The organism is Herminiimonas sp. (assembly GCF_030655415.1).
In genome coordinates this window covers 61,811-82,946 of record NZ_JAURVN010000006.1, presented here as the reverse complement: position 1 = coordinate 82,946, position 21,136 = coordinate 61,811, and the positions used below count along the sequence as shown (strand labels likewise).

Sequence of the window (21,136 nt, the reverse complement as noted above, 5' to 3'; positions counted from 1 at the left end):
ATTTGCAAGGGGCTGAGATGATGCGACTTTGTTTGCTGTTGCTGGCAATTTTTTCACAGACTTTATGGGCAGCTAATCTCGGTGTTACACCGGTTGCCATCCATATGGGCGGAGCGGTTAATCGCACTACGGTGAATATCGTCAACTACGGAACAGAAGCCGTCACCATGCAGGTGGAAACCATTGCATGGACCCGTGTGAATGGTGTGGATCAGGATGGCGAAACGTCAGAAATCATGGTCAACCCTGCAGTATTTACAGTTGAGCCTAATGAAAGCCAGGTCGTGCGCGTCGGTTTGCGCCGTCCCTCGGACAAAACTGACGAAGTAACGTATCGCCTGGTATTGCGTGAAGTACCGGTCGCTCGTACCGAAACAGCTGGCACCAATGTTCGTGTGTTGGTCGCGATGCGGCTGCCTATTTATGTGGCACCGGCACAAATCATTCGCGATGAAAAATGGACCGTACGCGCTGATAAAAAAGGCAACCTGGTCGTCAAGCTGCAAAATGGCGGCAATGTCCATTACAAAATCGGCGGCGTCAAAGTCAGATTGAACGAAGCCAAAGGCGGTGAAACCGTTGCGTCCACCACGGAAGGCGGCGTCGTCTTCCCCGGTGAAACACGCAGCTTCAACATGCGCACTGCGCAGACCATCTCCAGCCAACCGATCACACTTGAAGTGTTTACAGATCGCGGACCGCAATATATTTCCACGGAACTGGCACGAGGGGACTAGATGCGCAGCTGTTTGATTGCCGCGCTTGCCTTGAATACCCATGCCGTCCTTGCACAAACTAATGCGGCGGACGAGCGCGCCATCGTCCCGGAATTAGTAGCGCCCGCGCCCGACTATGCAGCGAAACAAAAAATATCGAACGCAACTGTGGTCGTATTGGCGGTCTTGATCAATGGCATTGAACAAGACGACACCAGCGCCGTATTGCAATTACCAAAAAATGAAATTGCTGTTTCGCAGGCAGATCTGCTGAAATGGAATATGCCGAAGTCGGCCGCGACAGAAATAATTTTTGAAGGCGCGGCATACATCAAGCTGGCAGATATCCCCGATATTGAATGGAAAGTGAATCCAAAAACGCAATCGCTCTTGATCAATGCCAAGGCGTCTGCTTTTTCCGTTTACAAGATCGCAGTCGAAGATGAAAAGACACCGGTACTTACCGAATCGCCCCTTGGTGGATTCTTTAATTACGACGTACAGGCAGAACGTAGCGATCGCCTGAATTCAGTTGGTGGTTTGTATGAATTTTCGTTATTTGGGAAGTGGGGTTTTGCATCCTCATCATCGCTGTATCGCAGCAATAACGGCAACAGTAGCAACATCCGTCTGGATACCAGTTGGACGATTGATGTGCCGGATAAACGGCAGAGCGTATGGTTGGGCGATGCCATCAGTGCGGGCGGTACGTGGGGACGTTCGGTACGTTTTGGCGGTGTGCGCTGGGGCACGAATTTCGCATTGACGCCTGGCTTCTCAACCTTGCCTTTACCAACCGTACGTGGCGAAACCGCTTTGCCATCCACGCTGGATTTGTATGTCAACAATAGTTATGGATCGCAGACGACAATCCCAGCCGGCCCTTTCGATTTAGCGAATGTGCCACTAGTGACCGGCAAAGGAGAAATCCGCATGGCAGTTCGTGATGTGCTTGGTCGGGAGCAAATTATTGTGCAGCCGTATTACGCCAGCCGCGCTTTGCTGAAACCGGGTCTGCATGACTTTTCGGTAGAAGCCGGGTTTGTGCGTGAGGATTATGGCTTTGCCAGTAATAACTATGGCCGTGCGTTTGTTTCCGGCACAGACAGGCTGGGCATCACGCCTAATTTTACGAGCGAAGTACGAGGCGAAATTCTTAGTTCGCAACAGACAGTAGGTGCGGGCGGCACATTGCTGCTCGGCACCTTTGGTACGGTCGGCGTGCAAGGTGCGGCCAGCAGAGCTGATGCCGGTAGCGGCTGGTCATCGGGCATCAGCATGGATAGACAAGCACCAGATCTCAGCGGCAGTTTTATCGCGCGTTACGCGACACGCAACTTCACGCAGCTTGGTGAAATCGAAGGACGCGCAACCAAAGTGTCGGGCGCACTGGCATTAGGCATGCCGTGGCTGAACGGCGGTATCGGCGCCAGTTATGCGCATCAGACGACCTGGCAAAACGAGCGCAATCGTTTGGCGGCACTTAGCTATAGCCGCAGCCTTGGACAGCATGCCTACTTCAGTATCGCTGCGACACGTCAACTGGATGCCAGAAACGGCACCATGCTCAGCCTGACCTTGATACATACCTTGGGTACGCAAGGCAGTGTCTCCGCAGTGCAAACCAAGGATAAGGATTCGTCTTATACCGCTTTGCAATTGCAGCGCAATATGCCAACTGGTCCAGGTTACGGTTATCAAATCAATGCTGATCAAAGCGAATCACGCCGTTATAGCGCGCAAGGCACAGTACAAAATGCCTATACGCGCTTGAGTGGTGGCGTCGCGCATACCGACTTCGATAATGCATATCGCGTCGGTGCTGCAGGCGCAGTGGCGGTGATGGGCGGCAGTGCCTTCCCGACGCGACGCATTGAAGACAGTTTTGCCGTGGTCAAGGTCGGCGACTACAACGGCATCAGTGTTTTACGCGATAACCAGAAAGTCGCCAGCACTGGCGATAATGGTTATGCCTTCATTACCGGTTTGCGCGGCTACGAAAAAAACCGTATCAGCATCGATCAGGCTGATTTGCCTTTCGATGCAGAGATCGACAAGCTCGATATGATCATCACGCCGGCGATGCGTAGTGGAATTTCCGTTCTTTTCCCGGTACGTCGTATGCAGTCGGCCACCGCAAAAATTGTTAGCGCTGACGGCACGCCATTACCACCTGGCACTGAAGTAACAGTGAAAGATCAGCCTAAAAAATCGACAGTTGGTTTTGATGGCAAGATTTTTATCAGCAGCATAGAAAAACGCGTCAAACTCAGTGCAAGAATCAATGCGGCTGACTGTTACGCAGAACTCGACATGATTGAATCATCAGAAACGATTCCCGCGCTGGGAACCGTGGTCTGTCAAGAAAGGACGCAATGAAAAAGCTGATGCTGACGCTGTTTTTCCTGTTCGTATCGAATCAGGCATCCGCCTTGTGCGTGCCGATTGTATGTACTTGCTCGGTCAGCATTACGCCGGTCAGTTTTGGATCTTTTAATCCTCTGTTGGCAGGTACGCATGATGCCAACGGTAACGTCGCCGTGAATTGTGGTGGTGTGGTTGGACTTCTAATTCCGTACACAATCAAACTCAGCCAAGGCGGCGGTACAAGTTATACGGCACGCAGAATGGCGAGCGGTACGCATTACCTTAACTACAACATGTACACCGATAACTACGTGACGATATGGGGCGATGGCACAGGGGGCAGTGCATTGCCCGGCGGGTCCATCACACTGGATTTGCTCGGCTTGTCGCCGGCGCGCAATCACACTATTTACGGACGTGTGGCGTCAAATCAGACAACGGCAGTACCGGGGCTTTATACGGATACGATCACAGTGACCGTTACTTATTATTGATGCGTTGCTTGAGATCTCGATGATGTAGCGAGTGCATCATCTTTTCGCAGGTGCGAAATTCTCTTTAATAAAAATCAATCACACGAACTGTGTAGAGCTGATCAGATGCACCAGCAACCGCCTCGCCACTCACGTTAATCATTTGCACTTTTTCAGAAACTTCGGCGACGTGCTGCACGACTTTGCCAGCGCAAATACGCATGTTTGCGTAATAAGAATTCAGGCAAGGATCGGCGACAGACAAACCTATCGCGACGACAGGTGACTTGATCTTATTGTTGGTAGCAGGGCCGGCAACACTTGGGAGGTGAATCGCGAGGCTGCAGAGTATGAAAACAAGATAACGCATGGTGTTTCCGCTGTTTTTTTGATGATTCAGTATAACAGCGGGGCATGCAAAATTCCTTGAACAGGCGCTCAGGAATTGTTAAAGATGATGTCTTTATGATGCGAAAACCACAAGCGATTTGATGAACAAATGTCATGCTTTTTTGACGATGACTAACTACCTTTAAACTTTAAAAATTTTCCCCGTCTCAAGAGTATTTTTGTTTTACATGTATTGAATAAATGTCTTTTTGATCTCGGCGACCAGTTCTTCCAGCTCAATACTTTTATCAAAAAATCCCTCAGCACCCAGCTCGCTACCAAGCTTTCTATATTGAGCGCCGTTATGGTTAGTCAGCATCCAAACCTGGCTGGGATTGCCGGCTAATCTGATTCTTCGCAAGGCTTCGAGACCGGTTCCCTTTTGCAGAGAAATATCCATCAAAACCAGATCAGGAAGTTTCAAGTTAATCATGTCAACTGCCTCATCTTCACTAGCGGCGTGACCGACGACATGCACGCCGGGGAGCCGGGTCAGTACCGAGGTCAAATTAGCTCTAACCATGGTGGAATCATCAACGAGTGCGATATTCATTATTTCTCTCCTAACAGATGACTCTATTTTAGGAGTTGCCGATTGAACGAAGAAGAAGCCGATGACGACGTGAATTGCAAAGATAGTCTGAATCAACTGTAAGGTATTCCCTACAGTTGATTCAGGCTCGATATGCGAATGGGATTGTGCGCAAGAAAGGACTAGTTTTGATTCTTATCTGAAGTCGTCGCCACGTCATCGCGCGAGCTCATGATTTGTTTGAATTCGCTCGCAGGTTTGCTTTTACCTATCGATTCACCCAATTTGGTTTCAGCTATACGCACGATTACATACGCGATCAATGCAAACATGAAAAACACCAGCAACATCCACGCGATGCCTTGCAATGTTTCGATGGCGGTTTGATACAACTCCAGCACCCAACGTTGCATAGTGAACTCAACCACTTTTGCATCTTTATCCCAACGCGATGGCGCAATATACTTTTCGAATTCACGCACGCGCACACCGGATGAAACGCCCACCACCAAAATCGCAAACTTCAAGTACTTGAGCCATGCAGCGCTGATTGCATCGGCAATGATTCGGTGCAAGATCGCATTCAGCGATTTGGAAAAAGCCTGCATCACTGCAATTGAAATGCCGAGCGAAATCAACAAGGTGACCACCAGCAAAAGAATAAACATGCCCGACTCCACAGAAAAATGAACGCCGGCGGCGCTCAAAAAATTTCACGCTATTGTCTGCGTGACGGCTTGGACAAACAAGAAATTATTTTGAAACGCGATCTAAAAATTGCTATTTGAATTTCTTATATCAACCTTCATTTATTCCACTATTTTCAGGCAAATCACTCATTTATAAGACATTTAATTTCCACATGGAAATATATTTGTTACATTTTTGAAATGGTCTCTTGTCGCTATATCACTTGTCTCATAGCCAAGAAAAAGCGCAAACGTAAAATATGGTTACCCGCACTGAACTAATGATGTTGTCGCGGAGTATTCAGATAAAATACTTAGGCCTAATCTGGTTATAAAAAACATATAAATCAATTAGTTGGAAATTTTTTGCGCTCTTGAAATTAGCTTCTCTTAATAGAAATTTTTCTTGAAGTCACGCCCCATGCTCACACAGATTCAATACATCAATACTGATCATCGTTTCGGCATGGGCTTACTGTGAATAAAGATCCTTCAATGATGGGATCTCTACTGGATCATTTGGTAGAGATCACCGGCCATCGCGATCACGACTTGCTCGACATCTCTGTGATGACAGCACTGCTCAACATGATCGGCGTGCATCGTGCGCGCGTCATGGAATTATTTCAGTCTCGCGGCGATCTGCTGATACGTCCACGTGTGTGGATTGTAGACGGCAAAGTACAAACCGTCGATGACGAAACATCTGCTCCCGAAATAGCTGGCGAACCGATTGTCGATTATCCAGGCCTGGTCGCGTGCATCGCACAACGCAAAAATCGTTTGGAAGAAGTGCGGCCTGATGGTCAGCACGCTTTGTGGATTCCGATCTGGCAAAACGACAAAGTATCGACTTGTCTGGAAATCGTCCACGAAGCACCTTTCACACCGCAGATGCTGCAAGTGATGGAAGGCATACTCAGCGTCTACCGCAACTATCAAAGCCTGCTCGATTACAGCGAGCGCGATTCGCTGACAGGTTTGCTGAATCGTAAAACCTTCGACGAAAAATTCGCGCGCATGGTTCACGCCAGACCGCAAGAACCATTACCACGCGACGATGGCGAACGCCGTCATCATGGCGAGATCAAATCACAATGGCTTGCCGTCATCGACATCGATCACTTCAAGCGCGTCAACGATGTATTCGGTCATTTGTATGGCGACGAAGTATTGATTCTGGTTGCCAATGTATTGCGCTCATCGTTCCGCTCGCAAGATCGCGTCTTCCGTTTTGGCGGCGAAGAATTTGTCGTGTTGCTGCGTTCAGCAACATTGGCCGATGCGCAAATGGTATTCGAACGTTTCCGCGAAAACATCGAGCAGCACGCATTCCCCCAAGTAGGCCAGATCACGGTCAGCGTCGGCTTTGCCAGCATCTCGCAAGAAACCCCGGTTGTGATTCTCGGCCACGCCGATCAAGCTCTGTATTACGCCAAGGATCATGGCCGCAATCAAGTGTGCCAATATGAAGCGCTGCTTGGGCAAGGTCATCTGCATGCCGACAGAAAAGCTGAATCGGTTGAATTCTTCTTCGACGAGCCTTGATTCTCGCTAGTAGCACCACAACTTCTTTCATATTAAAAAAGCACTGCTTACGCCGTGCTTTTTTAATTCTGATTCTGCCGCAAGCACCCCATCAGCAAAGTAAATCGCAAGCTGCGATAATCTGACGCTTGTATCTTCATCGCAGCGACGCTGCGTTATCCTTCAGCTTTTCTACCGAGCACTCCACCATGAACCCCGGCATTCTTTACGCCCTCTGCGCTTACGTGATCTGGGGCATGTTCCCGATTTACTTCAAGTCGTTGCAGGAAATCCCACCGATGGAAGTGCTGATGTATCGCATGGTATGGGCGCTGGCGTTTCTCGCGATTGTATTGAGCGTGCGCAAGCAGTGGGCATGGCTGGGACCAGTCTTGCGGCGGCCAAAAGTATTGATGGGTTTTACGGCGAGTGCGCTGCTGTTGTCGAGTAACTGGTTTCTTTATATCTGGGCAGTGAATCAGGATCGCGTGGTTGATGCCAGCCTGGGTTATTTCATGACGCCGTTGGTGAATGTGTTGCTGGGCTCGGTTATTTTGAAAGAGCGACTGCGCATGTTGCAGTGGATGGCCGTCGGCATGGCGGCACTTGGTGTGTTGTGGCTGACGTGGCAAAGCGGTCATCCGCCCTGGATCAGTCTGATGATAGGTATCACCTTCGGCATGTATGGCTTGTTGCGTAAAACTGCATCGCTGGGAACGCTGGAAGGCTTGTCGCTGGAAACCATGTTGCTGTTTCCGCTGGCGGTGATTTCTTTACTATTCATGACGTATCAAGGTGCGCACGGTTTCGGTGATGCATCGACCACCACCAAGTTGCTGATGATTGCATCTGGACCTATTACGGCAATACCGCTGCTGATGTTCGCCGCAGCTGCACGCTTGGTACCGCTTTCAACGATGGGGTTGATGCAGTACATCACGCCGTCACTGCAATTGGTTGCCGGTATCTGGTTGTATAACGAACCTTTTGGCGGTGCGCGTTTGATAGGCTTCGCGGCGATCTGGATTGCGCTGATTTTTTATACGATAGATGGTTTGTGGTCCACGTATGGACGCGCAAAAAATCCGTGTGAGATAAAGCTAAAAAATTGAAGCAAATAAAAAGGACGGCAATGCCGTCCTTTTTATTGAGTCGAATTTTTAATCAAGCTTAATTATCAATTTCTAACTCGCGAATGCATCGCGCTTAAATCTCAACCTTGGTACCAAGCTCGATCACGCGGTTCGATGGAATTTGATAGTAGTCGGCTGCGCCACGTGCATGGCGCGACATTGCGACGAAAATATGTTCGCGCCACAAAGCCATGCCGCGTACTGGATTCGCGACCACAGTTTGACGCGCGATGAAGAAAGAGGTTTCCATCATTTCAAATTCCAACCCCTGATCTTGCGCGAGATACAGCGCAGCAGGAATATCCGGTACGTTCTTGAAACCGTAGGTCACATTCATCTGATAGCACTCATTGCCCAGCACCTCGACACGAACCTGATCCTCTTCCGGCACATACGGCACTTCCTGCATCAACACGGTAAGAAACACCACGCGCTCATGCAGCACTTTATTGTGCGAAAGGTTATGCAGCATTGCATGCGGTACACCGTCCGATTCACCGCGCAGGAAAATCGCGGTACCCGGCACACGTACTGGTGGCGAAATAAACAGCGATGCCAGAAAATCGTCCAATGGAATCGCATGCTTTTGCAGATTCTCGAACACCAGTTCACGACCACGCTTCCACGTCAGCATCATCGTGAACAGGAACGCACCGAGCAACAGCGGGAACCAGCCGCCGTGGAAAATTTTCAGCATGTTGGCCGAGAAATAAGCCACGTCGATGATCAGGAAGAATCCGGTAGCAGCAATACACAAAAGCAGGTTGTAGTGCCAGCGATAGCGAATCACGAAGAAGGTCAGTATGGTCGTTACCAACATCGTCGCCGTCACGGCAATACCGTAAGCCGCAGCCAGATCAGATGAAGAGCCGAAGCCGATCACGGCCATCAAGACCACGACCATTTGCAACCAGTTCACGGCTGGAATATAAATCTGTCCGATCTGACTGGCCGATGTGAATTCGATTTTCATGCGCGGCAAAAAGCCCAGCGCAATCGCTTGCTTGGTCATCGAGAACGTGCCGGAGATCGTCGCTTGCGATGCAATGATTGCCGCCATCGTTGCCAGTATGACTAATGGATACACGCTCCACGGACCAAGCTGTTGATAGAAAGGATTACTGACTGCAGACGGATTCAACATCAGCAAGGCGCCTTGCCCAAGATAGTTCAGAGCCAGCGCAGGGAAGGCAACCATGAACCACGCCATACGAATCGGCTTGGCACCGAAATGACCCATGTCCGCATACAGCGCTTCCGCACCGGTGAATGCCAGCACGACTGCGCCCAGTGAAATAAACGCCAGCAGCTTGTTCCCTTCGAGGAAATGCATCGCATACCAGGGATTCAATGCCGCCAGAATTTCGGGCGCATCAATAATATTGATCACGCCCATCACAGCAAGCGCGCCGAACCACATGATCATGATCGGGCCAAACCATTTACCAATACCTGCAGTACCACGGGCTTGCAGCGAATACAAACCGACCAATACAGCCACCGTCAACGGCACTACATACGGATCGAACGCCGAGGTCGCAACACTTAAACCTTCGACCGCCGACAACACAGAGATCGCTGGCGTAATCACGCTATCGCCGTAGAACAGCGTCGCGCCGAACAAACCCATCACCATCAATGGAAAATACCAGCGTGAATGTTTGGTCACGGAAGAAAGTGCCAGCGCCATCAGCGCCATGATGCCGCCTTCGCCGCGATTGTTCGCACGTAAAACCAGCGTCACATATTTGAGTGAAACGATGATGATCAAACCCCACACGATTAGCGAAACAACGCCGAGCAGATTTTCAGGTGTGAGCGCAAGGCCGTGTTCTTCAGAGAACACTTCTTTCATCGTATATAACGGGCTGGTACCGATGTCGCCATAGACGATGCCGACGGCGCCCAGCGTCAATGCAGCGAGGCTGCTTTTTTTATCTGGTGAAGACAAAGAGTGCTCTCTTTAGAGGGGATTGTGCATCGCACAATAGGATAATGACCTCCATAATGCAAGAAAAACGGGCCGCTTGCACCCACAGTGTTGCGTCGGCGTTGAAACGTGTTCGCCCGTATTTACAAACCCAAAAATATTCGGTCTGCAATCGCACTCCTTGCGATATCGGTTATCCTTGCACCCACTTCCCGCAAGCAACTCCTTATTGAAAATAATCATGGCAAATTACGTCTACACAATGAATCGCGTGGGGAAAATCGTTCCCCCTAAACGTCAGATCCTGAAAGACATTTCACTGTCCTTCTTCCCTGGCGCAAAAATCGGCGTACTGGGTACGAATGGTTCCGGTAAATCGACTCTGCTCAAGATCATGGCCGGCCTCGATACCGACATCCAGGGCGAAGCGCGCCCGATGCCAGGCTTGAACATCGGCTACCTGCCGCAAGAACCGCAACTCGACCCGGAAAAAACCGTGCGTGAGGAAGTCGAATCCGGTCTCGGCGAAGTATTCGAAGCAAAAGCACTGCTCGAAGCAGTCTATGCTGCCTATGCCGAAGAAGATGCAGACTTCGATGCGCTCGCCGCAGAACAAGGCCGACTGGAAGCGATCATCTCGACTGCTGCCGGTGACAATCCTGAACAACAACTGGAAATGGCTGCCGATGCACTGCGCTTGCCACCATGGGATGCAAAAATCGCCGTGCTGTCCGGCGGTGAAAAACGTCGCGTTGCACTGTGCAAGCTGCTGCTCTCCAAACCCGACATGCTCTTGCTCGATGAACCGACCAACCATCTGGATGCGGAATCGGTTGAATGGCTGGAACAATTTCTGTTGCGCTTCCCTGGCACCGTGGTCGCCATCACCCATGATCGCTACTTCCTCGACAATGCGGCCGAATGGATTCTGGAATTGGATAGAGGCAGCGGCATTCCATGGAAAGGCAACTATTCGTCGTGGCTGGATCAGAAACAGGCACGCCTGAAGCAAGAAGAATCGACCGAATCCGCACGCCAAAAAGCACTGCAGAAAGAACTGGAATGGTCGCGTCAAAATCCGAAGGCACGTCAAGCCAAATCGAAAGCGCGTCTTGCACGTTTTAACGAAATGTCAGAACACGAATATCAAAAGCGCAACGAGACACAAGAGATCTTCATCCCGGTCGCCGAGCGCTTGGGCAACGAAGTCATTGAGTTCAAAAATGTCTCGAAAGCTTTTGGTGATCGCCTGTTGATCGACAACCTGTCATTCACCGTGCCACCGGGCGCGATCGTCGGCATCATCGGCCCGAACGGTGCCGGTAAATCGACCTTGTTCAAAATGATCGCCGGCCTAGACACACCGGACAGCGGCGAAGTCGTCATCGGACAAACTGCAAAAGTCTCGCTGGTCGATCAGTCACGCGACGATCTCGGCAACAACAAAACCGTATTCGAAGATGTCTCCGGCGGCGCCGATATTCTGAGCGTGGGTCGCTTCGAAATGCCATCACGCGCCTATCTCGGCCGCTTCAACTTCAAGGGCGGCGACCAGCAAAAAATCGTCGGCAACCTGTCCGGCGGTGAACGCGGTCGTTTACATCTGGCGAAAACCCTACTCAAAGGCGGCAACGTCTTGCTGCTCGATGAACCATCCAACGATCTCGACGTGGAAACTCTGCGCGCACTGGAAGATGCCTTGCTGGAATTCGCCGGCTCAGTGCTGGTGATCTCACATGATCGCTGGTTCCTCGATCGCATCGCAACCCACATCCTCGCGTTCGAAGGTAACTCGCAAGTGTCCTTCTTCGACGGCAACTATCAGGAATATGAAGCCGACAAACGCAAGCGTCTGGGTGAAGAAGGCGCTAAACCTAAACGTATTCGTTACAAACCTTTGACGACCTAATTAATCCTACGATAGTCGTCGCATCGCATGGGACGTGAAGAAACAGCAAAGCCTGCATCAATCAAAAGTTGATGCAGGCTTTTTTGATACGGAATTTTTTAATGCTTACTTTTTCATTTCATCTTTAGACATCGCGTCCTTGCCCATGCTGTCTTTTTTCATACCGTCTTTTGCCATGTGATCTTTTTTCATCGCATCTTTCGACATGCTGTCTTTTTTCATTTCATCTTTTTTCATGCCGTCCTTGGCCATGTGATCCTTCTTCATTGCATCCTTGGACATGCTGTCTTTCGCCATCTCATCTTTTTTCATTGCGTCCTGAGCGAAAGCAGCGCCAGACATCAACAGGCAAGCGGAGAGAATTGCGGTGGTGATTGTTTTCATGATGTATTTCCTTTGATTTAGTTAAAGAAGAACTGCCATTGCTTGAAACTTCAGGGCAACTGCACTACATATTGGTCAGCTGCCGCCGAACCAGTTGTACCCCTGGTCTTCCCAATAACCGCCGGGGTAGGTATTTGTGACGAACATCGCCTGTATGTGTTTTGGATTTTTGTAACCGAGCTTGGTCGGCATGCGCAGCTTCATTGGATAGCCATATTTCGGCGGCAATTCTTCACCGTCATACGTCAGCGCCATCAGCGTTTGCGGATGTAATGCGGTCGCCATATCGATGCTGGTGTAATAGTCGTCGGCACATTTAAAGCCGACATACTTCGCACTCAGATCTGCGCCTACGCGTTTGAGAAAATGCGAGAACGGCACACCGCCCCATTTGCCTATCGCACTCCAGCCTTCTACACAAATGTGGCGCGTGACTTGATCGGTCTGCGGCAGATTGCGCAATTGCGCCAGCGACCAAGGCTTTTTATCCATCACCAAGCCACTTAGCTCAAGTCGCCATGCATTGCCATCAACTTCTTGCACTTCGTCTTCGCCATAAAACGCATTGAACGGAAATGGCCGCGTGATCATCGAGTCGGGATAAGTAGGTGCCAGACGATTCGGATCAAACAAAAGCGCTTGCGCCTTATCGTTCAACTTCGACACTTTCATCAATGCCGCTTCAATGCTGCTGTTGTCGCTGATCGAACAACCCGTCAGCAGAGACAGTCCGCCCAAGGTCAAACTACGTTGCAGAAAAGCGCGGCGCGATGGCTGACTGATAGTGCGTATCGCATCATTCAACATCGCGACACTATCGCCTGGCATTGCAATTTTTTTCTTGATCATGTTGTTGTCCTTGGCGTGATTAACGACCACGTACCATCGCCAGCAAAGTACGCGGCACTAATGCCACCATCACCAGATGCACAGCGACAAATCCGACTAGCGCCGCCATCGCAAAGAAATGCACGCGTCGCGCCGCTTCATATCCACCCATCAATTCACGCAACAGTGGGAACTGCACTGACTTCCACAACACCAGACCGGATAGCACTATCAATACGATGTCTAGCATCACGAACAGATAAGCGACGCGTTGCACCGTGTTGTATTTGCGTGGATCGGCGTGCGCCAGTTTTCCTTTTAATGCTGCAGCCATGTCGTTTAAAAATGCGCTTGGCGAAACCGGAAAGAACTGTCTACGCAAACGACCTGAGAAAAAATTGATCAGCAAATAAGCGATGCCATTTATTAGCAGCAGCCACATCGCAAAGAAGTGCCACTGCAAAGCACCGCCCAGCCAACCGCCTAAAGTCAGATTCGCTGGAATCGAGAATGGAAAGAATGGTGACGCGTTATAAATGCGCCAGCCGCTGGTCACCAACAACAGCACGGCAAATGCATTGATCCAATGGGTGGCGCGCAACCAGACTGGATGAATCAAAATATTCTTATCGGACATCACATCCTCTTTGTTTGAATGCTGCGACCTTGCTGGTGTAAAGTTCGGCCTGCACTTGCATGGCAAGCTCGCTTTTGACTTCGCAGCCATTACCGGCATACGATAGCGACGCGATGCAAGTCGAACTAGCTGGCTTTGTAACTATGTTTGATTTCATGGTGCAGTGTGTTCAACGTATGTTTTAGCAAGTGATGTGCAAGGTAATTCGCACCCAGATGGAATTTGGTTACAAGAAAAGTAAAAATAATTTCAATGCCACCGAAATTTATTTTGCAAACCGTGTCACCTAAGGCATAGATGCAACGAATACCCAATAGAGATGAGCCAAATGACCATGCAGGCAACGCCCGCAATGAGCTGATTGAGCTGCGCCTGCACGCATTGCTGGTGCAAGGACTGAGCGGCGATGCGGCGGCGTATCGTGATTTTTTGCAGGCTAGCGCCACGCATTTGCGCGCCTTTCTGCGGCGTCGTCTAAGCCGCTGGCCGGATGAGGTAGAAGATTTGCTGCAGGAGTCGCTATTGGCGATTCACAACCAGCGTATGACGTATGACCCTGGCGCGCCCTTGACCGCCTGGATGTATGCGATCGCGAAGTACAAACTGATCGATTGGTTGCGCAGGCACGCCAGACGCGAGATGCAGAACGATGTGCTGGATGACGAGAATGAATTATTTTCGACCGCGGATGCAGATGCGAACGAAGCACAACGCGATCTGGCGACATTACTGGAACTGCTGCCCGAGCAGCAACGTGGCGCCATCATCCACACCAAAATCGATGGCTGGTCGGTGCGCGAAACCGCTATCGCCTTGAAAATATCCGAGGCGTCCGTCAAGGTCGCGGTACATCGTGGCTTGAAAACCTTGGCAGAAAAATTAAGAGAACAATCATGAAAACAGATGACTTGATCAATATGCTGGCCAGCGGGCCGGACGTTGCCGCAACCAAGCTACCGCTAGGTCGCTTCGCGATGCTGATTTCTGTTGGCGTATTGGCGAGCATCCTCATCATGATGACGACTTTAGGCCTGCGTCCTAACATGGCCGAACTCGCGATGTTGCCGGCGTTCTGGATCAAGATGGCGTTCGTCCTGGCGCTAGCTGGCACTGGCTGGATCACCGTGTCGCGTCTTGCAACACCCGGCGTGCGGACCACCATGTTGCCAGCACTGATCGCGGCACCTATCGTATTGATATGGTTGGTAGCGGCGGCGTCTTTAATAAATACCGCGCCGAATGAACGCGCCACGCTATTCTGGGGTGACACTTGGCATTACTGCTCGTGGTTGATCGCGATTTTGTCGCTGCCAATTTTTGCAGCGGTACTGAAAGTTATGCGCGAACTGGCCCCAACTCGCTTACGCCTCGCGGGTGCGGGTGCTGGCTTTGCGGCCGGTGCTGCCGCGACTTTGGTGTATTCATTCCACTGCCCCGAAATCCAAGCGCCGTTCATAGGTTTTTGGTACTTACTAGGCATCTTGATCCCAACTGGCATTGGGGCGTTAATCGGGCCAAGAATTTTGCGCTGGTAGTAAATTTATTCGCAAAACATCTAAAAAAAAAGGAGTTACACAACATTGTGTGTAACTCCTTTTTTTACGGTGCGACTTGAGCGAGCTTGGGTCCTGCCTTTATTTCATTAACAATTTCGAGACACATTGCCTGCACCTGTTTCTCTGTCATCGCAGAAAATACTCCCTGCCATGCAGTCGATGAAGAGTTATAAGCACGCTCCCCAAAAGATGAACCTGTTTCCAAATCGTTGAACTGAACCTTTGCATCCATGTATGCATTACCAGTCAACACGCCTAATCCGTAGCGAGCGCCAGGTGACACATAGCGGTAGTCATTTATATTGACCACGACCAGTGTGCCAACTTCTCCTGTCGGTTGCGGCTTGCTATCCTGACTCGAAAATTTAGCTCCAATCGAAGCTGCTGCGGCTTTCATTGCTGCGCGCCATTCACCTTTAAATTGTTCCCAGTCAGCTGATTCCAGGAGTTCCGGCTTACCCGTTACGTTTAGAACAATCTGTTTTGTTGACGCAGCAGGAATACCAATTACCGTTGCATGTGTTGATGACTTTTGCACGGATGCAGCACATCCACTTAACAATATTGATGCGAGTACAAGACCTGAAACTGCAAATTTCATTATTTTCTCCCTGATTGATTTTTGAATTAATTTTAGTCCGCGGCTATTCTAGCTCGGGAAGGAATACGGTTGAGAATTCAAATGTGTTTCGATGAAAATCATTCGATATATACCTAGCGTTTTGAACTACAAACACTTCTCTTGATACTGGCTTATCATCGCGTCTTCCCGATCTATTTATTCCTTATGTATCAATTAGCCGCACCCGCCACCGCTGAAACCGAAATCAAAAAAAGTCGTTTCATCGGTTTGCTGTATCCACTAACTACGCGTGCCGAAGCGCGCGCAAAATTGGCGGAGCTGCGTACGCAACATCCGAACGCGGTGCATTTTTGCTGGGTGTTGATGTGCGATGGAGATTCCGGCCTGGATGATGATGGCGAGCCGTCAGGTACTGCGGCGCGACCTATGTATAACGTGTTGGTGCACAAGGATGTTTTCAATGTGCTGGCAGTCGTGGTGCGTTATTGGGGCGGGACGAAGTTAGGCGCAGGTGGCTTGACGCGTGCGTATGGACAAGCAATTTCTGAAGCGATCAAGACGGCGGAATTGATCCCGGTAGAGTCTATGTGCGAGCGACGCTTTGTGCTGCAGTTCGCTGATGAATCAACCTTGCGCAGATTATGTGAGCAATATGAAGTTGCTGTGCTGGATGCGCAATACGGCGATGCAGTGACGCTGCTGTTGAAAATGAAATGCAGTCAGGCAGATGCATTTACGCGGCAGGCTTTTGATTTGTTGCGCGGTGCGCTGGAAGATCGCAGCGACCAGTCTTCGAATTAAATAATAAAAATAAGCTGCACGATAAAAGTACGAAGATAGCCGGAGAATTTAGGAATCTTCGCACTTTAAGATCAAATCATTTCCAGCGATTCCGGTCCACTAGGTGGCGGGAATACTTCATCCAGCTCAGCCAAATCTTCTTCCGTCAATTTAACGTCGAGCGCGGCACGATTATCTTGCACATGACTCAGCGTCGATGCTTTTGGAATCGCGATCACGCCTTGCTGGCGCAAGACCCAGGCCAATGCAATCTGCGCCGGCGTCACCCCATGCTTGTCAGCGATATCTTCGACTTCAGGATATTCAGTCAAACGCCCTTGTTCGATAGGCGAGTATGCCATCAGCGGCAATCCTCTGGCTTGCGCTTGCGGCAGCAAATCATATTCAATGCCACGACGCGTCAGGTTATATAAAACTTGATTCGTCGCGATTGCATCGCCGCCAGATGCGCGGGCGATTTCGCGCATGTCATCGACGTCCATATTGCTGACGCCCCAATGACGAATTTTTCCTGCGTCTTGCAAAGCTTCGAAGGCAGCGATGGTTTCGGCAAACGGTGTGCGACCGCGCCAATGCAATAAGTACAAATCGATACGATCAGTGCCGAGTCGTTTGAGACTGCGTTCGCACGCGGCAATCGTGCCGTTGCGCGATGCATTGCTCGGCAATACTTTGCTGACCAGAAAAACTTCATCGCGACGACCGGCAATCGCTTCGCCGACCAATTTTTCCGATGCGCCATCGCCATACATTTCTGCGGTATCGATCAAGCTCATGCCGAGATCGAGGCCTAGACGCAGCGTGGCGATTTCTTCAGCGCGACGACGCGGCTCATCGCCCATATACCAGGTCCCTTGACCAAGTACGGGAATGGATTCACCAGATGGGAGTTTTGTTTTACGCATAAAAATCTTTCACGTTATTCGGATGCCAGCGACCAGAGCGCTCATCTCAAAATATTGAATCTGGAAATCTGAATCCGGTTTTACCGAATCGGTTTTCCGCATCCAGCTTTAGAAATCAAGATTTATTCAACCAAGGTTTCAAACTTGAACGTATCTCACCTTCGCTGTAACCGCGTATGACTTTATCGCCAATCACGATCAAGGGCACACCGTTGCCATTCAATTTCCTGTGGCCTTCGTAGCCGGCACTGGTCTTTTCGATATCCAGTTCGGTGTATGCAATTCCGTTCGCGTCGAACAACTGGCGCGTGGCTGCGCAATAGCCGCACCAGTCAGTGGCATACAATATGACTTCCGGCTGGGCGGCATTGGCCGTCGATACTACCGAAGCTGTTTTCCCAGACCAGAATGGCTTGCTGAAATACAGGCCCGCGCCGAACACGGCAAGTATGACGACCCACTTCAGCACGCCGGATGATGAGCTTTTTTCGACCGGCGCACTGTAACGGCCGTAATTGGCAGAGACCGGTTCGCCAGATGCCTTGATGTAAGCGACCTGACAGGATGGACATTGCCATTCCGGTGCTTCATCAGTCGGTCTACGAGCGTAAGAGCACTTCGGGCAGATGCGAGTCATGTTGGAGTCAGTGAGTTCGATTCTTTTCATTATACGTAAATGTGATTCGTCCCTAAACTGAGCCGAACCGGTAGCAAGCAATATGTCACCAGCAAAATATTGGCGACAATTAACATGATCAAGTACAAGCAAAGAACACCATGAACAAGCCAGAAGCAAAACAGCCGACTAGCCAAATCGGCACCTTGACCACCTGCCATCCAGCGGATATGGAATGGTTGCCGTGGGCGATGCCAGGCGCGTATTTCAAATTACTGCATGCAAACGCCGTCACTGGCAGCTTTACCTTGCTGATCAAATTTGAAGCAGGTGCCGCCGCACCTATTCATCGTCACGTAGGCGCGGTCGAAGGCTATGTGCTGGAAGGTGGCTTCCACTATAAAGATGAGCCGGAACGTCCATTTGAAACCGGCTGCTATCTGTGGGAAAGCGATGGCGCCGTGCACCAACCGGTCAGCCCAAACGGCGCCGTGATGTTTGCGGTATTCCACGGACCGGTGGAAGGACTGGATGACGACGGTAATCTGACCGGTCGCATCAACTGGAAATGGCACGTCGAAAAATGGAAAGCTGCCGGTAATGATTTTGAAGCTAGTGGCATGACGGAAATCGCAGCGGATAGCGCAGCAAATAAACGCTAAGCATAGTCTCGAAAATCAGGCTTCTGAATTGCAGCCTTTATAATGCCGCTTATTGCAGAATGACTTTTCATTTGCGGACGCAGCACTCAGCGACCAAACCCCTATTCCCGAATTCATGCGCCTCTTTTCTGAAAAATATCGTTTACTCACATGGCTGAGCATTTTGCTGATAGCCGGATTTTTGACGACGATCATGGCCAGTTATATCGTTTCGCGCGACGCGATCAGGCAGAACGTGGTGGAACAAGCCTTGCCGCTGACCAGCGACAATATTTATTCAGAAATCCAGAAGGACATACTGCGTCCTGCTTTCATTTCATCACTGATGGCGAGCGACACCTTCGTGCGCGACTGGATCATTGCCGGTGAAACAGACCCCGAGCAGATCTCACGTTATCTGAAAGAGGTGAAGGAAAAGTACAACACGATCACCAGCTTTCTGGTTTCCGAAAATACCAAGCGTTACTACTATGCAGATGGCTTGCTAAAAACTGTCAGCAAGGATGAGCCGCGCGATACCTGGTTCTATCGCGTGCGTGAAATGAAGGCCGACTACGAAACCAATGTCGATAACGACATGGCCAACCGCGACACGATGACGATCTTCATCAACTATCGCATCTTCGACTACGATGGAAAATTCATAGGCGCTACCGGTGTTGGCTTGACGCTGGATACGATGACCGAAATTCTGGATAGTTACCAGAAGCGCTTTCATCGCAATATCTATTTCATCGATGCACATGGCGAAATCAAAATTGCCGGCAAGTCGATGAGGAATATCCACGGTCCGATCACCAAGTTGCCTGGCGTTTCCAGCATTGCGAAAGATATTCTCAATCGCGATGTGCGTCCGACTCAACTTGAATATCAACACGACGGTGCGACGATTCTGATGAGCTCGCGCTTCATCCCCGAGCTGGATTGGTATCTGCTGGTAGAGCAGGATATTACCGATGACGTACGGCCTATCGAGCGTGTTTTCTTCATCAATATTATTGTCAGCGCCATCGTCACGCTGCTGATCCTCGCGCTGACTTTGTTTGCAGTCAATCGCTACCAGCGCCGACTCGAACTCATCGCTGGCACCGACACACTGACCGGCCTGTTGAATCGTCAGGCATTTGAAATCGTGTTTCAGCAAGCGATTCTGGACAGCGAACGCAGACGTATTCCGCTGTCGGCAATTTTGTTCGACATCGATTTTTTCAAAATGGTGAACGACAATCACGGCCATCTGGCGGGCGATCGTATTTTGCAAAGCATTGCGATCATTACCAAAAATGCTCTGCGTGAAAGCGATATCGTCACGCGTTGGGGCGGTGAAGAATTTTTAGTGCTGCTGAAAGATTGCCCATTGGAGAAAGCCTCCGCGCTGGCTGAAAAAATACGCTGCGTGATCGCGGGACATGACTTTGAATTACCAGCCAGTGAATTGAATCTGACAGCAAGTTTGGGCGTCGCCGAATATGCGTATCGCGAAACATGGTTGAGCTTTTTCGGACGTGCCGACAAAGCGCTGTATCAAGCCAAGAGCGAAGGTCGCAATCGGGTCGTCGTTTCCAGCCCTGAAGTAACGGCCACTACGCAATAATTCTTAGACAATGCGCTGAGGCCAGTTCAACACGCAAATTGAACTGGCGCTACACTTATCCTTCCAGGATAGATTTAATCCGCAACCGCATTCAATATGAGCACGACACACACGACCGCAATGGACACTGCACTTTCCAGCGAACAGATTCAGCAATTCAAGACCGATGGTTACCTGGTTTTTCGCGCGATGCTGGAGCCGGCAGCCTGCGAGCACATGCTCGCGGTTGCGGCAGAACAATTGCGCGCTGCCTTACCGCCGTTGGAATATGAAGCCGAGCTGGGTTACGCAGGTGCGCCATCCTCGCTGGAAGCGGAAGGTGGTAGAACCATACGTCGTTTGCGTGGTGCTTATGATCGCGATGCATGTTTTCATGATTGGGCCGAAGACACCCGCGTGGTTTCCAAACTGCGTCAATTATTTGATGAGCCAGTTTGCATGACGCTGGCGCATCACAATTGCGTGATGACCAAGCATCCGCAATACGGCACCGCAACTGGCTGGCATAGAGATATTCGTTACTGGTCATTCACACAGCCGGATCTGATTTGCGTGTGGCTGGCATTGGGTAATGAGACACCTGAGAACGGTGGCTTGAAGTTTATCCCCGGCTCGCATCGTTTGCAGATCGCACCGGATCAACTCGACGAACTGGATTTCTTGCGGCCAGAACATCTGGCTAATCAGGCGATATTTGCACAAGGCAAAGCGGTTGAATTGCAGCAAGGCGACGTGGTGTTTTTCCATAGCTGGCTGTTTCATGCTGCTGGTGTGAACGCAACGCCCGCTGTTAAAACTTCTGTCGCGTTTGCTTATCACGGTTGCAGCAATCAAGCCGTTCCCCGCACTCGCTCTGCTGCATCGCCAGATGTACGCGTGGCTGATTAATTCACGGTCTTGAGTT

The 21,136-nt window shown here is 50.3% G+C and carries 22 protein-coding genes; 12 read left to right on the top strand and 10 right to left on the bottom strand.

Features of this window, described 5'->3' with window-relative positions; all coding sequences use genetic code 11:
• Window positions 1-17: 17 nt before the first annotated feature.
• From Q7T66_RS05935 to Q7T66_RS05925, 3 genes are read left to right on the top strand one after another with little or no spacing between them, the layout of a single operon-like run.
• Complete coding sequence (locus Q7T66_RS05935; RefSeq protein ID WP_304932409.1) at window positions 18-737, top strand: molecular chaperone; 720 nt, start codon at window positions 18-20, stop codon at window positions 735-737.
• Window positions 738-3,095: a fimbria/pilus outer membrane usher protein gene (locus tag Q7T66_RS05930; protein WP_304932408.1), complete on the top strand. Its 2,358-nt coding sequence runs from the start codon at window positions 738-740 to the stop codon at window positions 3,093-3,095.
• Window positions 3,092-3,577, top strand: coding sequence for a spore coat U domain-containing protein (locus Q7T66_RS05925; RefSeq protein WP_304932407.1), 486 nt, complete (start codon window positions 3,092-3,094; stop codon window positions 3,575-3,577). Before Q7T66_RS05930 ends, Q7T66_RS05925 begins: the two co-directional genes overlap by 4 nt.
• 64 nt (window positions 3,578-3,641) lie before the next feature.
• Here Q7T66_RS05925 and Q7T66_RS05920 read toward each other — a convergent pair whose 3' ends face one another.
• The 3 genes from Q7T66_RS05920 to Q7T66_RS05910 form a co-directional block, all read right to left on the bottom strand.
• Window positions 3,642-3,926: a hypothetical protein gene (locus Q7T66_RS05920; RefSeq protein ID WP_304932406.1), complete on the bottom strand. Its 285-nt coding sequence runs from the start codon at window positions 3,924-3,926 to the stop codon at window positions 3,642-3,644.
• Window positions 3,927-4,130: 204 nt separating this feature from the next.
• Window positions 4,131-4,499, bottom strand: a complete 369-nt coding sequence (locus Q7T66_RS05915; protein WP_304932405.1) for a response regulator transcription factor — start codon at window positions 4,497-4,499, stop codon at window positions 4,131-4,133.
• A gap of 161 nt (window positions 4,500-4,660) precedes the next feature.
• Complete coding sequence (locus Q7T66_RS05910) at window positions 4,661-5,146, bottom strand: hypothetical protein (RefSeq protein WP_304932404.1); 486 nt, start codon at window positions 5,144-5,146, stop codon at window positions 4,661-4,663.
• 519 nt (window positions 5,147-5,665) lie between these two features.
• Here Q7T66_RS05910 and Q7T66_RS05905 point away from each other — a divergent pair.
• Both Q7T66_RS05905 and rarD read left to right on the top strand, forming a co-directional pair.
• Window positions 5,666-6,715, top strand: coding sequence for a GGDEF domain-containing protein (locus Q7T66_RS05905; RefSeq protein ID WP_304932511.1), 1,050 nt, complete (start codon window positions 5,666-5,668; stop codon window positions 6,713-6,715).
• 188 nt (window positions 6,716-6,903) lie between these two features.
• Entirely contained in the window at window positions 6,904-7,806 is a 903-nt protein-coding gene (gene rarD / locus Q7T66_RS05900; protein ID WP_304932403.1) for an EamA family transporter RarD, read from the top strand.
• Between the two features lie 94 nt (window positions 7,807-7,900).
• Here the strand turns inward: rarD and Q7T66_RS05895 are convergent, their stop codons facing one another.
• A complete protein-coding gene (locus Q7T66_RS05895) occupies window positions 7,901-9,778 on the bottom strand; it encodes a potassium transporter Kup (protein ID WP_304932402.1) in 1,878 nt (625 codons plus the stop codon).
• A gap of 220 nt (window positions 9,779-9,998) precedes the next feature.
• On the opposite strand from Q7T66_RS05895, the gene ettA reads away from it, so the two are divergent.
• Window positions 9,999-11,666, top strand: coding sequence for an energy-dependent translational throttle protein EttA (ettA, locus tag Q7T66_RS05890; RefSeq protein ID WP_304932401.1), 1,668 nt, complete (start codon window positions 9,999-10,001; stop codon window positions 11,664-11,666).
• A gap of 105 nt (window positions 11,667-11,771) precedes the next feature.
• Here the strand turns inward: ettA and Q7T66_RS05885 are convergent, their stop codons facing one another.
• From Q7T66_RS05885 to Q7T66_RS05875, 3 genes are all read right to left on the bottom strand, one after another.
• A complete protein-coding gene (locus Q7T66_RS05885) occupies window positions 11,772-12,050 on the bottom strand; it encodes a pentapeptide MXKDX repeat protein (RefSeq protein WP_304932400.1) in 279 nt (92 codons plus the stop codon).
• 75 nt (window positions 12,051-12,125) lie between these two features.
• Window positions 12,126-12,899, bottom strand: coding sequence for a molybdopterin-binding protein (locus Q7T66_RS05880; protein WP_304932399.1), 774 nt, complete (start codon window positions 12,897-12,899; stop codon window positions 12,126-12,128).
• Between the two features lie 19 nt (window positions 12,900-12,918).
• Complete coding sequence (locus Q7T66_RS05875; RefSeq protein ID WP_304932398.1) at window positions 12,919-13,515, bottom strand: cytochrome b/b6 domain-containing protein; 597 nt, start codon at window positions 13,513-13,515, stop codon at window positions 12,919-12,921.
• Between the two features lie 297 nt (window positions 13,516-13,812).
• On the opposite strand from Q7T66_RS05875, the gene Q7T66_RS05870 reads away from it, so the two are divergent.
• Window positions 13,813-14,412: a sigma-70 family RNA polymerase sigma factor gene (locus Q7T66_RS05870; RefSeq protein WP_304932397.1), complete on the top strand. Its 600-nt coding sequence runs from the start codon at window positions 13,813-13,815 to the stop codon at window positions 14,410-14,412.
• Entirely contained in the window at window positions 14,409-15,050 is a 642-nt protein-coding gene (locus tag Q7T66_RS05865) for a DUF1109 domain-containing protein (protein WP_304932396.1), read from the top strand. Before Q7T66_RS05870 ends, Q7T66_RS05865 begins: the two co-directional genes overlap by 4 nt.
• A 64-nt stretch (window positions 15,051-15,114) precedes the next feature.
• Here Q7T66_RS05865 and Q7T66_RS05860 read toward each other — a convergent pair whose 3' ends face one another.
• Window positions 15,115-15,672, bottom strand: coding sequence for a hypothetical protein (locus tag Q7T66_RS05860; protein ID WP_304932395.1), 558 nt, complete (start codon window positions 15,670-15,672; stop codon window positions 15,115-15,117).
• A gap of 186 nt (window positions 15,673-15,858) precedes the next feature.
• Here Q7T66_RS05860 and Q7T66_RS05855 point away from each other — a divergent pair, with 186 nt between their 5' ends.
• A complete protein-coding gene (locus Q7T66_RS05855) occupies window positions 15,859-16,455 on the top strand; it encodes a YigZ family protein (protein ID WP_304932394.1) in 597 nt (198 codons plus the stop codon).
• A gap of 71 nt (window positions 16,456-16,526) precedes the next feature.
• Here the strand turns inward: Q7T66_RS05855 and Q7T66_RS05850 are convergent, their stop codons facing one another.
• Together Q7T66_RS05850 and Q7T66_RS05845 are read right to left on the bottom strand one after the other, a co-directional pair.
• The gene (locus tag Q7T66_RS05850) at window positions 16,527-17,360 is read right to left on the bottom strand and encodes an aldo/keto reductase (protein ID WP_304932393.1); all 834 of its coding nucleotides are present in this window, start codon (window positions 17,358-17,360) and stop codon (window positions 16,527-16,529) included.
• A gap of 115 nt (window positions 17,361-17,475) precedes the next feature.
• Window positions 17,476-17,997 carry a glutaredoxin domain-containing protein gene (locus Q7T66_RS05845; RefSeq protein WP_304932392.1) on the bottom strand — a complete coding sequence of 174 codons (522 nt, stop codon included), beginning with the start codon at window positions 17,995-17,997 and terminating at the stop codon, window positions 17,476-17,478.
• 140 nt (window positions 17,998-18,137) lie between these two features.
• On the opposite strand from Q7T66_RS05845, the gene Q7T66_RS05840 reads away from it, so the two are divergent.
• The 3 genes from Q7T66_RS05840 to Q7T66_RS05830 all read left to right on the top strand — a co-directional run bounded on the left by Q7T66_RS05840 (window position 18,138) and on the right by Q7T66_RS05830 (window position 21,120).
• Window positions 18,138-18,638 (top strand): 2,4'-dihydroxyacetophenone dioxygenase family protein, encoded by a 501-nt coding sequence (locus Q7T66_RS05840; RefSeq protein ID WP_304932391.1) that lies wholly within the window; start codon window positions 18,138-18,140, stop codon window positions 18,636-18,638.
• 115 nt (window positions 18,639-18,753) lie between these two features.
• On the top strand, window positions 18,754-20,232 hold the full coding sequence (locus tag Q7T66_RS05835; protein WP_304932390.1) for a diguanylate cyclase: 1,479 nt from the start codon (window positions 18,754-18,756) through the stop codon (window positions 20,230-20,232).
• Between the two features lie 120 nt (window positions 20,233-20,352).
• Complete coding sequence (locus Q7T66_RS05830; RefSeq protein ID WP_304932510.1) at window positions 20,353-21,120, top strand: phytanoyl-CoA dioxygenase family protein; 768 nt, start codon at window positions 20,353-20,355, stop codon at window positions 21,118-21,120.
• Window positions 21,121-21,136: the final 16 nt, after the last annotated feature.

Bases quoted from the DNA above. Each gene is read 5' to 3' on its own strand.
- Q7T66_RS05835 (WP_304932390.1), top strand. From the start codon at position 18,754: ATGCGCCTCTTTTCTGAAAAATATCGTTTACTCACATGGCTGAGCATT.
- Q7T66_RS05840 (WP_304932391.1), top strand. From the start codon at position 18,138: ATGAACAAGCCAGAAGCAAAACAGCCGACTAGCCAAATCGGCACCTTG.
- Q7T66_RS05830 (WP_304932510.1), top strand. From the start codon at position 20,353: ATGGACACTGCACTTTCCAGCGAACAGATTCAGCAATTCAAGACCGAT.
- Q7T66_RS05845 (WP_304932392.1), bottom strand. From the start codon at position 17,997: ATGACTCGCATCTGCCCGAAGTGCTCTTACGCTCGTAGACCGACTGAT.
- Q7T66_RS05865 (WP_304932396.1), top strand. From the start codon at position 14,409: ATGAAAACAGATGACTTGATCAATATGCTGGCCAGCGGGCCGGACGTT.
- Q7T66_RS05885 (WP_304932400.1), bottom strand. From the start codon at position 12,050: ATGAAAACAATCACCACCGCAATTCTCTCCGCTTGCCTGTTGATGTCT.
- Q7T66_RS05855 (WP_304932394.1), top strand. From the start codon at position 15,859: ATGTATCAATTAGCCGCACCCGCCACCGCTGAAACCGAAATCAAAAAA.
- Q7T66_RS05860 (WP_304932395.1), bottom strand. From the start codon at position 15,672: ATGAAATTTGCAGTTTCAGGTCTTGTACTCGCATCAATATTGTTAAGT.
- Q7T66_RS05930 (WP_304932408.1), top strand. From the start codon at position 738: ATGCGCAGCTGTTTGATTGCCGCGCTTGCCTTGAATACCCATGCCGTC.
- Q7T66_RS05905 (WP_304932511.1), top strand. From the start codon at position 5,666: ATGGGATCTCTACTGGATCATTTGGTAGAGATCACCGGCCATCGCGAT.
- Q7T66_RS05920 (WP_304932406.1), bottom strand. From the start codon at position 3,926: ATGCGTTATCTTGTTTTCATACTCTGCAGCCTCGCGATTCACCTCCCA.
- Q7T66_RS05935 (WP_304932409.1), top strand. From the start codon at position 18: ATGATGCGACTTTGTTTGCTGTTGCTGGCAATTTTTTCACAGACTTTA.
- Q7T66_RS05870 (WP_304932397.1), top strand. From the start codon at position 13,813: ATGCAACGAATACCCAATAGAGATGAGCCAAATGACCATGCAGGCAAC.
- Q7T66_RS05880 (WP_304932399.1), bottom strand. From the start codon at position 12,899: ATGATCAAGAAAAAAATTGCAATGCCAGGCGATAGTGTCGCGATGTTG.
- Q7T66_RS05925 (WP_304932407.1), top strand. From the start codon at position 3,092: ATGAAAAAGCTGATGCTGACGCTGTTTTTCCTGTTCGTATCGAATCAG.
- Q7T66_RS05850 (WP_304932393.1), bottom strand. From the start codon at position 17,360: ATGCGTAAAACAAAACTCCCATCTGGTGAATCCATTCCCGTACTTGGT.
- Q7T66_RS05875 (WP_304932398.1), bottom strand. From the start codon at position 13,515: ATGTCCGATAAGAATATTTTGATTCATCCAGTCTGGTTGCGCGCCACC.
- Q7T66_RS05910 (WP_304932404.1), bottom strand. From the start codon at position 5,146: ATGTTTATTCTTTTGCTGGTGGTCACCTTGTTGATTTCGCTCGGCATT.
- ettA (WP_304932401.1), top strand. From the start codon at position 9,999: ATGGCAAATTACGTCTACACAATGAATCGCGTGGGGAAAATCGTTCCC.
- rarD (WP_304932403.1), top strand. From the start codon at position 6,904: ATGAACCCCGGCATTCTTTACGCCCTCTGCGCTTACGTGATCTGGGGC.
- Q7T66_RS05915 (WP_304932405.1), bottom strand. From the start codon at position 4,499: ATGAATATCGCACTCGTTGATGATTCCACCATGGTTAGAGCTAATTTG.